General features: G+C 34.0%; 15 protein-coding genes. 5 read left to right on the top strand and 10 right to left on the bottom strand.

Going from position 1 to position 13,790, the window contains the following annotated elements; all coding sequences use genetic code 11:
• Positions 1-100: 100 nt before the first annotated feature.
• Positions 101-274, bottom strand: a complete 174-nt coding sequence (locus FNW38_RS17940) for a hypothetical protein (protein WP_317129734.1) — start codon at positions 272-274, stop codon at positions 101-103.
• Between the two features lie 169 nt (positions 275-443).
• A complete protein-coding gene (locus tag FNW38_RS18020) occupies positions 444-560 on the bottom strand; it encodes a DUF1543 domain-containing protein (RefSeq protein WP_394344775.1) in 117 nt (38 codons plus the stop codon).
• A gap of 110 nt (positions 561-670) precedes the next feature.
• Between FNW38_RS18020 and FNW38_RS15055 the strand changes: the two genes are divergently transcribed.
• The gene (locus FNW38_RS15055) at positions 671-1,171 is read left to right on the top strand and encodes a hypothetical protein (RefSeq protein ID WP_143387786.1); all 501 of its coding nucleotides are present in this window, start codon (positions 671-673) and stop codon (positions 1,169-1,171) included.
• A gap of 78 nt (positions 1,172-1,249) precedes the next feature.
• Here the strand turns inward: FNW38_RS15055 and FNW38_RS15050 are convergent, their stop codons facing one another.
• Both FNW38_RS15050 and FNW38_RS15045 read right to left on the bottom strand, forming a co-directional pair.
• On the bottom strand, positions 1,250-2,215 hold the full coding sequence (locus FNW38_RS15050; protein ID WP_143387787.1) for a TerC family protein: 966 nt from the start codon (positions 2,213-2,215) through the stop codon (positions 1,250-1,252).
• 170 nt (positions 2,216-2,385) lie between these two features.
• Positions 2,386-3,420: a glutamine synthetase beta-grasp domain-containing protein gene (locus tag FNW38_RS15045; RefSeq protein ID WP_143387788.1), complete on the bottom strand. Its 1,035-nt coding sequence runs from the start codon at positions 3,418-3,420 to the stop codon at positions 2,386-2,388.
• A gap of 377 nt (positions 3,421-3,797) precedes the next feature.
• Between FNW38_RS15045 and FNW38_RS15040 the strand changes: the two genes are divergently transcribed.
• Complete coding sequence (locus tag FNW38_RS15040) at positions 3,798-5,987, top strand: glutamine synthetase III family protein (RefSeq protein WP_143387789.1); 2,190 nt, start codon at positions 3,798-3,800, stop codon at positions 5,985-5,987.
• 233 nt (positions 5,988-6,220) lie between these two features.
• On the opposite strand, the gene FNW38_RS15035 is transcribed toward FNW38_RS15040, so the two are convergent.
• Entirely contained in the window at positions 6,221-6,502 is a 282-nt protein-coding gene (locus tag FNW38_RS15035) for a DUF4242 domain-containing protein (RefSeq protein ID WP_143387790.1), read from the bottom strand.
• A 399-nt stretch (positions 6,503-6,901) separates the two neighbouring features.
• Between FNW38_RS15035 and FNW38_RS15030 the strand changes: the two genes are divergently transcribed.
• From FNW38_RS15030 to FNW38_RS15020, 3 genes are all read left to right on the top strand, one after another.
• A complete protein-coding gene (locus FNW38_RS15030; protein WP_143387795.1) occupies positions 6,902-8,080 on the top strand; it encodes an AIR synthase related protein in 1,179 nt (392 codons plus the stop codon).
• A 61-nt stretch (positions 8,081-8,141) separates the two neighbouring features.
• Entirely contained in the window at positions 8,142-8,498 is a 357-nt protein-coding gene (locus tag FNW38_RS15025) for a hypothetical protein (protein ID WP_143387791.1), read from the top strand.
• Between the two features lie 549 nt (positions 8,499-9,047).
• On the top strand, positions 9,048-9,647 hold the full coding sequence (locus FNW38_RS15020) for a GNAT family N-acetyltransferase (protein WP_143388992.1): 600 nt from the start codon (positions 9,048-9,050) through the stop codon (positions 9,645-9,647).
• Positions 9,648-9,667: 20 nt separating this feature from the next.
• On the opposite strand, the gene FNW38_RS15015 is transcribed toward FNW38_RS15020, so the two are convergent.
• From FNW38_RS15015 to FNW38_RS14995, 5 genes are all read right to left on the bottom strand, one after another.
• Positions 9,668-10,366, bottom strand: a complete 699-nt coding sequence (locus FNW38_RS15015; RefSeq protein ID WP_143388993.1) for a DUF6629 family protein — start codon at positions 10,364-10,366, stop codon at positions 9,668-9,670.
• A gap of 95 nt (positions 10,367-10,461) precedes the next feature.
• The gene (locus tag FNW38_RS15010) at positions 10,462-11,127 is read right to left on the bottom strand and encodes a CPBP family intramembrane glutamic endopeptidase (RefSeq protein WP_143388994.1); all 666 of its coding nucleotides are present in this window, start codon (positions 11,125-11,127) and stop codon (positions 10,462-10,464) included.
• Positions 11,069-12,523, bottom strand: coding sequence for a hypothetical protein (locus FNW38_RS15005; RefSeq protein WP_143388995.1), 1,455 nt, complete (start codon positions 12,521-12,523; stop codon positions 11,069-11,071). The genes FNW38_RS15010 and FNW38_RS15005 overlap by 59 nt, the downstream gene beginning before the upstream one ends.
• Before the next feature lie 420 nt (positions 12,524-12,943).
• On the bottom strand, positions 12,944-13,129 hold the full coding sequence (locus FNW38_RS15000; RefSeq protein ID WP_143388996.1) for a MepB family protein: 186 nt from the start codon (positions 13,127-13,129) through the stop codon (positions 12,944-12,946).
• A 175-nt stretch (positions 13,130-13,304) separates the two neighbouring features.
• Positions 13,305-13,595: an eCIS core domain-containing protein gene (locus FNW38_RS14995; protein WP_218043744.1), complete on the bottom strand. Its 291-nt coding sequence runs from the start codon at positions 13,593-13,595 to the stop codon at positions 13,305-13,307.
• Positions 13,596-13,790 lie beyond the last annotated feature (195 nt).

Below are 13,790 nucleotides of genomic sequence, written 5' to 3'. Positions count from 1 at the left end.
TCTAAAAATATTAAAAAGTAATTTTATCTAATTTTAAATAGCCAATATGCAAATCATCTTCTTTTAAAACCGTTTCAGATTTGGTGATTTTTAATGCGTATTATTCTTTAAATTGCTTGTCTAATATATCATCTATATTGTAAATATCATCCACATCGATTCCGTATTTATCATCAATATGTGAAGTGGCTCCTTTGAAACCATAATGTTTATAGAAAGTGGTTGTCTTGGCATTTTTGGATGCTAGTCCTAAACTTTCGGCAACAGAAAGCATTTTATAATGGTACTCTTCAAATTCATTTTCTTTGTAACCACCCAGATTGATGAAGAATAATTTTTCTGAAACAGTATTTGGGGCTATATCTTTGGGAACAATCTCAATCGAATAATTATCGACTACAGCAACTTCTCTCCAGGCATCAATATGAAGTTGTCCTTTGGCTTCAGGCCAAAAAAAAAATCATCTGTGGAATCAAATTTTTCAAGGAATTTCCAATTCCAAAAAAAATATCATGTTGTTCTGCAAACCTTCCTATTGGCGTACAGCCCAGTATTATCATGTAAAGTTTTAGTTGTTTTTCCATTTTCAAATCTATAATTTTTTTAAAAAATAAAGTTTGGCACAATTCATGAATGTGTAAAATAAAATTAACCATTAAAAATTAAAATCATGAAAAAGATAATTACACTTTTAGCCATTGCAGGATTATTTACTTTACAAAGTTGCACCGTAAATGACGATGGGCCTTTTGTAGATAATGATACCATCAGCGAAGTATTTGAAGTTACCGCTTCGTTTAATTCAACTAATAATTATAGTAGAATAGTTCCGCTTAATCCGCCTATTTTTTCTTCGGATGTGGTCTTAGTATATCGATTATCTGGTTCCACTGCTCAGGGTGATGTATGGAAATTATTGCCTGAAACCCATTATTTTAGTGATGGAACATTAGATTTTAGTTATGATTATGATTATACTACTACGGATGTAAGTATTTATATGGTTGGTCGTGATTTGCAAGATGTTACTGCTGAGTTTAGGTTGAATCAGGTTTTAAGAATTGTGATTGTTCCGGCAGGTTTTTCAACTTCAATCAACAAAAACAATTATGAAGCCGTTATATCTGCTTTAAAAATAAATGAAAGCCAAATTCAAAAAATTCAAATGTAATTTTAGCTTATAAATTAAAAAAAGGAAATCGAAAGATTTCCTTTTTTTATGCTTGTATTTTTTTACGATGGGATTGTATTAATTATTTTCCTCAGCTTCTTTCTCTTCTTCTTTACTCATTTTTAAAGACACCATAATCCCAGTTAGAAGCGAAATTGCGATAAAAGCCAATGATACCCATTCTGGCATTTCGATAAAATCATGAAGCAGCATTTTAAGTCCAACGAAAGTCAAAATAGCAATAAGGCTGTATTCTAAATGGGCAAATTTTTCTAACATGTTTGCCAAAAAGAAATACATGGATCGCAAGCCTAATATCGCAAAAATATTAGAACTAAAAACTAAAAAAGGATCATTTGTTATGGCTAAAATTGCGGGAACGCTGTCAATGGCAAATACAACATCCATTACTTCAATAACGACTAATGCAACAAAAAGAGGGGTCGCGGCGGTTATATGCCTTCTTTTTACAAAGAAATGTTCGTGGTCGATATGATTTGAGATCGGCATAACCTTCTTTAGGCTTTTATAAACGAATGATTTTTTAGGTTCAAATTTTTCATCTTCATTGGTAAACAGCATTTTCATTGCAGTATAAATCAGGAATGCACCAAAAAGATAAGTAGTCCACGAAAATTTATTAATAAGCAAAACGCCAAAATAAATCATTAAACCTCTAAAAACAATCGCACCCAGAATTCCCCAAAATAAAACCCGATGTTGGTATTTTTGTGGAATTCTGAAAGCAGAAAAAATAATGGCAATAACAAATATATTGTCAATACTTAGCGATAATTCTATTAAATAGCCTGTAATGAATTTTATTGAAGCTGCGACCGGTTTCAATCCATCAGGATTTGAAATATAATGATTGCCGTACAACCAGTATATAACTCCGGAAAACAAAAAAGATAATGTTACCCATACAGCGGTCCATTTACCGGCTTCTTTGGAACTGATGATATGCGGTGTTTTATTGAAAACACCTAAATCAAGTGCAAGAAATAGTAAGACGGCAGCTAAAAATGAAATCCAGACAATCATAAATTAAGTTGTTAATTATAGGTTGGGCAAAGATACTTTTTGATTTTTTAAGTTTGAAACTTATTTTAAAATAAAGTTATATTTGAAATATACAGAGGTCTAAAAAAAAGTGCCTTCATTTATGAAGGCACTTTTAAATTATAAACAAATCAGGTTTAGGAAATAGATTCTTATGCTAAAACAGATTCTTCAACTAAAACAGATTTTACAGTTTTTACAATTCTGGCGGCAATTTTGTATGGATCTCCATTAGATGCTGGTCTTCTGTCTTCCAACCATCCTTTCCATCCTTTTTGAACAGTAATTAATGGGATTCTTATTGAAGCTCCTCTATCAGAAATACCGTAAGAGAAATCATGGATAGAAGCAGTTTCGTGCTTACCTGTCAAACGTTGGTCATTATAAGCTCCGTAAACAGCAATGTGTTCTGAAGTTACAGGTCTGAATGCTTCACATATTTTCTCATATATTTCTTGAGAACCACATGTTCTTAAAACTTCATTAGAGAAGTTAGCATGCATTCCAGATCCATTCCAATCTGTATCACCTAGAGGTTTTGGGTGATATTCAATATAGTAACCGTATTTTTCAGTCAAACGATCTAGTAAATATCTGGCAATCCATATTTCGTCTCCAGCTTTTTTAGCCCCTTGAGCGAATAATTGAAATTCCCATTGACCACAAGCAACTTCTTGATTGATACCTTCAAAGTTAATTCCGGCAGCGATACATAAATCAGCATGCTCTTCTACTAAACTTCTTCCGTGAGTGTTTTTACCGCCTACTGAACAGTAGTACATACCTTGAGGTGCAGGGTATCCTCCAACTGGAAATCCTAAAGGCAATAAAGTTTTAGTATCCATAATGAAATATTCTTGTTCGAAACCAAACCAGAAATCCCCATCATCATCAATAGTAGCTCTACCGTTAGAAGAGTGAGCGGTACCATCAGCATTCATAACTTCTGTCATTACCAAGTATCCATTGATACGTGTAGGATCTGGATAAATAGCAACAGGTACTAATAAACAATCAGAAGAACCACCTTCTGCTTGTTTTGTAGATGAACCATCAAAAGACCAGTTTCCTATTTCTTCTAATGTCCCTTGGAAATTTTTGTGTTCTTCAACTTTGGTTTTACTTCTTAAGTTTTGAGTTGGTTCGTATCCATCTAACCAAATGTATTCTAACTTTATTTTAGCCATAATAATATAAATTTATTTTCTTTTTGATAATTTTCTTTTGCAAATATAAATTAATTTGTCGATGTCGTAAAATCAGGGGGTAATTTTTATTTAATGAGGTATAATTTTTAGCATTACTTCATTTTTTGAGGGGTATATTTGAAAAAATGTGATTTTAATTAGCTATAAAAATTAAATTCACAATGCTGGTTTTTTAGTCATTAATAAATAGTTAAGATTTTTATTACTTCAAATGTGAAATGGTCAATTTTTTTTAATTTTAATTCTATGTTAAAAAAGAAAGTTAAGATATGTTAATGAGAGGATTAAATATTACAGGAATGAATTATATTTGTATGTATTTTAAATCACGATTAATATTTTAAATTTATAAAATTATGTCAACACTACGTTTTCAAGCTTTGAGAGAAGCTTCAACCAGAAAGCCAGTTCAATTTGAAGAAACTGATAGAAAATCAACCATTTTTGGTTCGAATGTGTTTAATGATAAAGCAATGAAGCAATATTTGACTTCAGATGCATTTAAAGGAGTGCAAGGTGCTGTTCAGCATGGAACTAAAATAGACAGGAAATTAGCCGATTATATCGCAATGGGAATGAAAGAGTGGGCCTTGTCAAAAGGAGTAACTCATTATACGCACTGGTTTCAACCACTAACAGGGACAACTGCTGAAAAACACGATGCTTTTTTTGAAACATCTTACGACGGTAGTGATCCAGTAGAAAAATTTGGTGGTGCTCAATTGGTACAGCAAGAACCAGATGCATCCAGTTTCCCAAATGGTGGAATTAGAAACACATTTGAAGCAAGAGGATATACCGCTTGGGATCCAACTTCTCCAGCATTTATTTTTGGAACTACATTATGTATTCCTACTGTTTTCATTTCGTACACAGGAGAAGCATTAGATAATAAAATTCCTTTATTGAGAGCTTTATCTGCTATGGATGAAGCTGCTACGGAAGTATGTAAATATTTTGATAAAAATGTAAAGAAAGTTACTGCAACCCTAGGATGGGAGCAAGAATATTTCTTAATTGATAAATCATTAGCGGATTCTCGTCCTGATCTTGTAATGACAGGAAGAACTTTGCTTGGACATACCTCTGCAAAAGGACAACAATTAGATGATCATTATTTTGGTTCTATCCCAACTCGTGCGTTAACGTACATGAGAGATTTAGAGCAAGAATGTATGTTGTTAGGAATTCCGGTTAAAACGCGTCACAATGAAGTTGCTCCAAATCAATTTGAATTGGCACCTATTTTTGAAGAGACTAACTTAGCTGTAGATCACAACTGTTTATTAATGGATGTAATGCAAAAAGTGGCTGAACGTCATGATTTGAAAGTATTATTTCATGAAAAACCGTTCAAAGGAGTTAATGGTTCAGGGAAACACAACAACTGGTCATTAGCAACTGATACTGGAGTAAACTTGTTGAGTCCAAGTAAAACGCCTATGAGCAATTTACAGTTCTTGACTTTCTTTATCAATACTATAAAAGCGGTAAATGATTATGAATCATTATTAAGAGGTGCAATTGCAACGGCAAGTAATGACCATAGATTAGGTGCAAATGAAGCGCCGCCGGCAATTATCTCTGTATTTATTGGAGAGCAATTAACTAAAGTTTTAGCTGAATTAGAAGGTGTAACTACCGGAAAATTATCTCCGGAAGAGAAAACAGATTTAAAATTAAATGTTGTAGGTAAAATTCCAGATGTACTTTTGGATAATACAGACAGAAACAGGACGTCACCATTTGCTTTCACAGGAAATAAATTTGAGTTCAGAGCAGTAGGTTCTTCTGCAAACTGTGCTAATGCTATGACAACTTTGAATACTATTGTTGCAAAACAATTGAAAGATTTCAAAATTGAAGTAGATGCTTTGATTGAATCTAAAGACATGAAGAAAGACGATGCCATCTTCAATGTTTTGAGAGAGTATATTAAAGTTTCCAAAAAAATTCTTTTTGAAGGAGATGGTTACAGTGACGAATGGGAAATCGAAGCAGGGAAAAGAGGTTTAAGCAACTTCAAAACGACTCCTGAAGCATTGAAAGCGAGAGCTTCTAAACAAGCTTTAGATTTGTTTTCTGAAATGGGTATCATGAATCATGTTGAAGTGGAAGCGCGTTACGAAATTGAATTGGAAGAGTACACTAAGAAAATTCAAATTGAAGGTAGAGTTTTAGGTGATATTTCTAAAAATCATGTTATTCCTACTGCAATTCGGTACCAAAATACGTTGATTGAAAACGTAAAAGGATTGAAAGAAATTTTTGGAGATGAATTTAAAACAATTGCCAAAGAACAGATTATTTTAATCAAAGAAATTTCAGGTCATATTGAAGGAATCAATTCTAAAGTTGAAGAAATGACTAACGAAAGAAAGAAAGCAAACGTAATGACTGATGCTCAAGAAATGGCTGAAGCCTATTGTAATAACGTAAAACCATATTTTGAAGTCATCCGTGAACATTGTGATAAACTGGAGTTGTTGGTAGATAATGAACTTTGGACATTGACTAAATATAGAGAATTGTTGTTTACAAAATAATAACAAACACTTTCATAAAAAATGCCTGTCTGCTTTAGATAGGCATTTTTTATGGTTCGATTAATACCTTTTAATCTTTCTTTTACTGGAATAAAAACAGTCTCTATTTGTCATTTCGACGAAGGAGAAATCACATATTTTGAATGACTTGATGTGATTTCTCCTTCGTCGAAATGACAAATTGCAACAACTTAATCCAGTAAATTTTATGCTTAAAAGGTATTGTTCATTGATTAAACAGATTGTTCTGCTGTTGTAGGGTCAATGATCGCAGATACTTGACTTACTGAATTTGCAGGAAATCCGCCTAGCTTTGCGTGTTCAAGCACCATTTCCTTATTGGGGGCAATATAAACGCAATAGATTTTATCAGCTGTTACATGGCTGTTGACCCACTGAATTTGGGGTCCCATTTTACCCAATACTCCACAGGAAGTTTGAGAGATGGCTTTCAACTGTTCGGCAGTTAGTTTACCGGCACCGGGAATATCCCTTTCAATTAAGAACTTAGGCATAATGTTATGTTTTTTACTTTCCTACTCTTATGGCTTTTCGGTAATGCCCCGTTTTTTATAGTGGTCGCTGGTTTCCACTTTTCTAAGTTTAATTCTAGGTTTAAAGTTTCTTAAACTTTTAAATGGGTTTAATGCTAAATTTCAATTAAAACCAATATGAATTTAGCGTAATGTCCATATAAGACAAACAGTATTTATTTATCTATTATTCATCGTATTTTATTTGTAAACAAGTAACAATTAGAATATTATAACAAATTTAATAAAATAAATTCATATTCTCTGGGTAGATTATGGATTTAACGAAACACTTGAAAACCCGATAGGCAAAACCCAAAAAAATAATTATCTTTGCCGCAAAACCCATCTGCCCAAACGCAGGTTACACAACAAGACTACATGAGTTCAGATACTTCAAAAAGATATGCGCTTCGCGGTGTTTCGGCATCCAAAGAAGACGTGCATAACGCCATAAAAAACATCGATAAAGGATTGTTTCCTCAAGCATTTTGTAAAATCGTCCCTGATTATTTAACCCAAGACGAAGAGTATTGCCTGATTATGCATGCTGACGGAGCGGGAACTAAATCTTCTCTTGCGTATATGTATTGGAAAGAAACAGGAAATATCTCCGTTTGGAAAGGTATCGCTCAAGATGCTTTGATTATGAATATCGATGATTTATTGTGTGTAGGAGCAACCGATAATATTCTGCTTTCTTCCACCATTGGAAGAAATAAAAACTTGATTCCTGCTGAAGTAATTTCAGCAATCATCAACGGAACCGAAGAGTTAATTAAAGAACTGGATTCTTTTGGCGTGACCATTCATTCCACAGGTGGTGAAACGGCTGATGTAGGTGATATCGTTCGAACTATTATTGTAGATTCTACCGTAACGGCTCGCATGAAACGTACTAAAGTAATTGACAATGCCAATATTAAAGCAGGTGACGTAATTGTAGGTTTGGCTTCTTTTGGTCAGGCCACTTACGAAAAAAGCTATAACGGCGGAATGGGAAGCAACGGTTTAACATCAGCGCGTCATGATGTTTTCGGGAAGTATTTGGCAACCAAATATCCGGAGAGTTTTGATGCTGCAGTTCCTGAAGAATTAATCTATTCCGGACAAGTAAATCTTACTGATGCCGTGGAAAATTCACCAATCGATGCAGGTCAATTAGTGCTTTCACCAACCAGAACTTATGCGCCAATTATCAAGAAAATTTTAGACCAATATACGTCTAATGAAATTCACGGAATGGTGCATTGCAGTGGAGGAGCACAAACCAAGATTTTACATTTCGTAAATAATCTACACATTATAAAAGACAATTTATTTCCGGTTCCCCCATTATTCCAGTTGATACAAGAACAATCCAAAACAGATTGGAAAGAAATGTACCAAGTATTCAATTGTGGACACCGCATGGAAATATACGTTCCGGAAGCCATTGCTCAAGACATTATCGCGATTTCAAAATCGTTCAATGTTGATGCACAAATTGTGGGTAGAGTAGCAGCTGCCGATACTAAAAAACTGACCATTACCAGCGAATACGGAACTTTTGAATATTAAAAAGCTTTAATTGATGCTGGTTTTTCAATCTTTTAATTTTTTAATCTTTCAATTTTTTTAAATGTACGAATTACTTTTTTGGAGATATCAGGACGGCATTTATCTAAACCATCACTTGGTTTACGAAGCGATTATTGAGGAACAAGAAGTGGAAGGTTTGGAAGAACTTCCTGTAACTGTCATCCTCAATAGGATTAATACGCTGTTCTCTCAATGGGAAAAAGTAGATGACAACAGTTGGAAAAATAACAAAGGAAAAGGCGCTTTTCAAATAAAAACCACTCCTCAAAGCATTCAAATCGATTGCTACGGAACCGAAGGAAAAATCATGAATCAATTGGTGGATGCATTGGCTGAATTCAATTGTCCGCTCTATGATCCGCAAGTTCCAGAGCGTTACGATGAAATGAGTGAGTAGCATTTTTAGGAGCTAATCCAGCTAACCGTTTCAAGTCCGCGCATAAAACACTATTTTTCTAAGCCCTAAAAGGAGCTTCCGTTGGTCGCTCTTTTACGACAAGAAAAATTAGTGTTTTATACTGTGGGCTTTTCACTTTTATCTGGGCTAAGACATCAGTAATTATTTATATGACAGTCCGCAATATGTTCCAAAGGATAAAATATGGCACACAGATAACACGGATTGAACGGATTTTGCACAGATTTAAATAACAGTTTGATTCACCGAGTAAAAAAACCCGTGTAAATCGGTATAATCTGTACAATCTGTGGGCTAATATTTATGCTTTATAAATGTACAAACGACGAAAATTGTATTCGAAATGATTTTAGTCCGCATTACGGATAGTCATAATTATTTATGAAAAGGCGGATATTATTCCATTTATGAATTTAAAAGAGTCCAACTTAAATGTACTTATATTCCTCCTATGTTTAAAAAATCGTACTAAATGTATACTAATAATTGGTATTGTCTTTTTTTTATAAATTAGCCCAAAAAAGAATCATGTCTACTTCTCAATTCCCCCAAGATACAATCCTCGAAGACGAATCAATTTTACTGCGTCCTTTACAGGAAACCGATGTTGAAAATTTATTGGAAATTTCCCTCAACGAACCCGAAACCTGGGAATATTCTTTAGTGCAAGCCAACGGCAAAGAAAATTTAGAAAATTATATTCAAATTGCCTTAAAAGCCAGAGAAAATAAAACTGAATTCCCCTTTATAGTTTTCGATAAAAAATCAGGAAAATACGCAGGAAGTACTCGTTTTTACGATATTAATTTGGCATTCAAAACGCTACAATTAGGCTACACTTGGTATGGCAAAAATTTCAGAGGAACCGGACTTAACAAACGCTGTAAATTTTTGCTATTGGAGTTTGCTTTCGAAACCCTTGGAATGGAACGCGTAGAATTTCGTGCGGACAATAACAACCAACGAAGTATTGCAGCCATGAAAAGCATAGGCTGTACCGTAGAAGGTGTTTTACGAAGCCACATGCCCACTTTTGGTAGTGCTATTCGCAGAGACAGTATTATTTTGAGTATCCTTAGAAACGAGTGGTTCGAGAGGGTTAAAGAAAATTTGAAAAATAAATTATAGAAAATATAAAGGTCAAGAGTTTAAATACTGCTGCTTTTACTGTGATTACTTCTATAGTGATATTTGGAATGTTTCTTACTCGGATTTTTGATTTCATCCATAATTATTAGTACGGATATACTAATAATTGAAGAAAAGAAGCACCAAACCGAAACGACATAATCTACATAGGAAATTTTTGTGATAATATAGGAAATGATGATTAGGATGCTTAAGAGCCACATTTTTTTGATGTTTGAGAATAAGGGCGGAGCAATAGTTGCAATGATGTAAAGTAACTCACCATAACCGCCAAATACAATTGGATAGTCTTGGATATATGAAATATGGGAACCAATAATTTTTGCTTCAACAGTATAAGTGACTAAACAATATCCAAGAAATAAAGATACTAACAGGCCTATTACAAGCAGTACCATCTGAAAATTTTTCTCTTCCTTTTCTTTTTCAAGTTTCAGTGATGCAAAAGGAACCCATAAGGGCCAAACGACCTGTGCAAAAAACAAAAACATATAGGTTGCAATCGGTTGTAAAGGGGCGTAAACAGATTTTGTCAGTGCCAGCCATAAAAAGCCCTCTGAAAACTGTTGCACACAAAAAATAATCGGAATACAGGCAAAATAAATTTGGGCAGGTTTTTGTACTTTTTTTATTGCCGCAACACTTATTGCTGCAAGAACAATACCCGCTCCAAAACTCGCACTAGCTGAAAAACACATAGGCTTTAATTTAGAATGAATAAAAAAGTAATTCTATTAGATATCAAATACAGATTTATTGTTCATTAAATCCATACCATTTAGAATCTCAACAATTACCACACCCACCATGGCGCTTGCAGGACTTCGGCATAAACGACTATATCAAAAATGACATGCGTTACAATAACTGGGATCATGCTTTTTGAATAATGCTTTAAAAATCCAAGAACGATATAAGCCGCAAAAGACCATATAAAAAATGCCACGAGGTGTTGCTGCTGTATTGCTGCCGGAGAAAGAAATAAACAAGCTTTGTAAGAAGCATGCGCAAGGGCGGCAAACACCACAGCAAAATCTGAATTTATCTTGTTGATTTGTCCTTGTATAAAACCACGAAAAAATAATTCTTCGATGATAGCAACGCTTGCCGCCACGAATACAAATGGTCTGATCATCGAGGGTAGAAGGGGCATTCCCAAATTTCCTCTGTAATAAATTGCTGCTATAATACCCAATTCCAGACCAATAACAATTTGCACAAGCATTTTTAGAGAAAAAAGATCTCTAAATAAAAGCCTGAATGTAACCGAAGGGGAATCGATGTCACGGCTGATGATAAATGCTACCATTACCAAAGGGATAAAAGCTACTGCTTTTAATGGAAAAGGATAGGTAATTAAATAGGCAAATGCCATGATTTCAACACTGCAAACGACTGCATCAAGCACTGCTTTTTTGGTTCGTCTGGATATCGGTTTTGTTTGCTCTAAATGTTCCATTTTTGTTGTTTTTTTTAAAATATTTTTTCAAAAATTTCCTTGGAAAAACTAAACTGAATAAAAATACTGCAGGCATTAGTAAAAGCAGCCAGCCTGAACCCATACAAGCTCCGGTATTAGGAACAATGATGGAACCCGGCAAACTCTTTTTCAGCGTTTGAACATACGTGCTGTCCGTCTTATTTCTGTCGGGAACTGACAGATATCTTAATTCTTTCAATGCATAAAGGGATTGTTTGTCCGTTATCGTGTCTATTATTACAAGTCCCCTGAGATTGGGTAATTGTTGCAATGCTTTTAAGTTTTTTACGGAATCACTTCCTTTTAGTTCCAGCACTTGTAAATTGGATAGTTGTGCGGTAATGGTATTAAACTGTTTTTGGGAGGTGTTTTCAGGTAGTCCCAGCCACCGAATGTTTTTATAGTTACCAAGCAAGTCAATATTGGTAAAAACACCCGATACTATCAACACGGACAGTTTGGGAAATTTGTTTTTCAATGCTGCCAAATCGCCCTTGCAACCAAAATTAGTAATGGTAAGTTGCTCCATGTTTTCCAATGGTTTCAAAATAGCATAATCAGACAGACAGGCAAATAAACTTACCTTTTCCAGTTGTGGATTGTTCTTAAAAAAGGCAGCATTCATATATTTAGTGTCGCCTCCGTTAATAATGCATTGTTTTAAGGCAGGCATCACGGGCAAAGATTTTGTGACAACGGTATCTAATAAGTTTAGATGAAGATATTCGGCAGTTTTCCAATGTGCCAATAATGGGAATTCATTTTGTTTTAAGGATACTCTTATAAAAAGAGGTTTAAAGAAATTGGATTTTTTTATATAATCCTCAATTATAATTTGCGATCCATTTTCTTCAAAAACCAAAGCGGTATTAGGTTTTAGATGTGCTATTTTTTTTAAATAAGGAATGTAACTCGCAGGAATTTTTGATCTGAAATCTATGGTTTCCAAGTTGTCAATAGTTCTTCTTCTCATTTTTTGAAACCAAGGAATCAGATTAGCTTTTCCAGCTATAATGATTGTATTTACATTTCCGTTTACAAAAACGAGAGAATCCCCAGAATCATCAATTTCTAAAGAATCATTTGTTACATCATTGAAAGAAATAACGGCATCATTAAAACTCAATACATCTCCTTTTTCGGCAAGCAAAGCCCCATAATTTTTTTCATTGGAAGGAAATTGAACATAACCGTAATTTTTTGAAAAGTTTATCGCATCGCCTTTGCCAAAAAGCTTTACGACAGCAAAACGTTGCTCTCCTTTAAATTGATACATAACCCAAAATAACACGGCAAGTAACACGACCACGAGTACAATGGGTAACCAGCTAATCTGTTTTGGTTTAGTACTTAAACGGTCTTTAGAGGTGTCCATAACGTAGTAGTTTATGTATTAATGGCTTGGTTAGAAACATAGAAAACGAATCCTATGTATGCGCTTAGTGTCTTTATGTCATTACTGTAAAACGGATTAAAATGAAGCGGGGCTACGAAACTGGTACTGCTAAAAATGAGTGCAAAAAAACAATGAAGCATTATTATCCATCATTTTTTAAACAATTGATTTAACCTATAAGTTAGTTGAATTGATATTCCTGTCTAACTTGTAAAAAATAATAAGATTTTGGGGATAGTTAGGATTCTAAAATAGGAAATCCTTCATGAGAGCTAAATTAAAAATAATTTTTGATTTTAGCAACTGAAAATCAGTATATTATAAAAATAAAATTGATGAAGTAAGTTTTTTTAAAATCAACCTCATTTAAAATTACTTAAATGAGGTTAATTTTAGATCTTAATTAATTTCCTGCGAATAAAATAACTTGGCTCGGTTCAAATTTATTGGTTTGTCCAAAGGGATTTCCAAGAAATAGTCTAATTGCCATTTTTGAGTTTTCTGTGCCTGTTTGTTGGTTGTTGTATCCCAAGGTGGATACACCCGAATAGCGCGTTTCCCTTCTTTCAAATCAGTGGTAAGGATTCCTTGTTGTCTGCTTTAGTTCCATTTAAATTTAAAGAACAGTTAACTTTGGTTTTTAGCGGCTTTTTTTATACTCTGTTGACCCCATTATATCCGCTTCCTTCTCCAATTGAGCATTGTTATTTACACTTAATTCGCCCGTCATCTGCAAGGTTGGTTTCACCCGACCTTGTTTTTACTGTACTACATGCCAGGCTTCATGAGGTAAATGTTTTTCTTGGCCTGGCGCTACATGAATATCCGTTCCCTGTGCATAAGCGTGAGCTTGCAATTGGTCTGGTTTGTCAGAATTATAATGTACTTTAACATCATTCATGGAATAATCAGATAGGTTTTCGATACCCGCTTTGAGATTGTCGGGTAAACCGGTATTGTTTTCTTTTTTCTGTATTAGTAACGGTTGAGAAAATGTATTATCAATTGATTGACTTTCATTTTTTTGGATTTTGTCAGCGTTGTTATTCATAATTTAGGTTTTTCTAATTCAATAATTATTTATAAAACTCTCTTTCCAGCTTTGTACCTAACATAACGCCTTGACGAGGTGGTACTAAGTTAAGATTTATCTTTCGGGTTAATCACTTTTATAGGTATAGGCACTTTGGTCGCACTTATTAAGTACTGATTTTATTGACATTTATTTATAATTTACCATCTTTCT

The organism is Flavobacterium gawalongense (assembly GCF_007097265.1).
Classification (GTDB): Bacteria; Bacteroidota; Bacteroidia; order Flavobacteriales; family Flavobacteriaceae; genus Flavobacterium; species Flavobacterium gawalongense.
The sequence above is the reverse complement of the archived record's forward strand: the minus strand, read 5'-3'. Positions and strand labels throughout refer to the sequence as shown.

Excerpts from the sequence above, each read along its gene's own strand:
- FNW38_RS15050 (WP_143387787.1), bottom strand. The coding sequence starts at position 2,215 with ATGATTGTCTGGATTTCATTTTTAGCTGCCGTCTTACTATTTCTTGCA.
- FNW38_RS15025 (WP_143387791.1), top strand. The coding sequence starts at position 8,142 with ATGTACGAATTACTTTTTTGGAGATATCAGGACGGCATTTATCTAAAC.
- FNW38_RS15015 (WP_143388993.1), bottom strand. The coding sequence starts at position 10,366 with ATGTGTTTTTCAGCTAGTGCGAGTTTTGGAGCGGGTATTGTTCTTGCA.
- FNW38_RS15040 (WP_143387789.1), top strand. The coding sequence starts at position 3,798 with ATGTCAACACTACGTTTTCAAGCTTTGAGAGAAGCTTCAACCAGAAAG.
- FNW38_RS17940 (WP_317129734.1), bottom strand. The coding sequence starts at position 274 with ATGCTTTCTGTTGCCGAAAGTTTAGGACTAGCATCCAAAAATGCCAAG.
- FNW38_RS15010 (WP_143388994.1), bottom strand. The coding sequence starts at position 11,127 with ATGGAACATTTAGAGCAAACAAAACCGATATCCAGACGAACCAAAAAA.
- FNW38_RS15020 (WP_143388992.1), top strand. The coding sequence starts at position 9,048 with ATGTCTACTTCTCAATTCCCCCAAGATACAATCCTCGAAGACGAATCA.
- FNW38_RS14995 (WP_218043744.1), bottom strand. The coding sequence starts at position 13,595 with ATGAATAACAACGCTGACAAAATCCAAAAAAATGAAAGTCAATCAATT.
- FNW38_RS15055 (WP_143387786.1), top strand. The coding sequence starts at position 671 with ATGAAAAAGATAATTACACTTTTAGCCATTGCAGGATTATTTACTTTA.
- FNW38_RS15030 (WP_143387795.1), top strand. The coding sequence starts at position 6,902 with ATGAGTTCAGATACTTCAAAAAGATATGCGCTTCGCGGTGTTTCGGCA.
- FNW38_RS18020 (WP_394344775.1), bottom strand. The coding sequence starts at position 560 with ATGATAATACTGGGCTGTACGCCAATAGGAAGGTTTGCAGAACAACAT.
- FNW38_RS15005 (WP_143388995.1), bottom strand. The coding sequence starts at position 12,523 with ATGGACACCTCTAAAGACCGTTTAAGTACTAAACCAAAACAGATTAGC.
- FNW38_RS15045 (WP_143387788.1), bottom strand. The coding sequence starts at position 3,420 with ATGGCTAAAATAAAGTTAGAATACATTTGGTTAGATGGATACGAACCA.
- FNW38_RS15035 (WP_143387790.1), bottom strand. The coding sequence starts at position 6,502 with ATGCCTAAGTTCTTAATTGAAAGGGATATTCCCGGTGCCGGTAAACTA.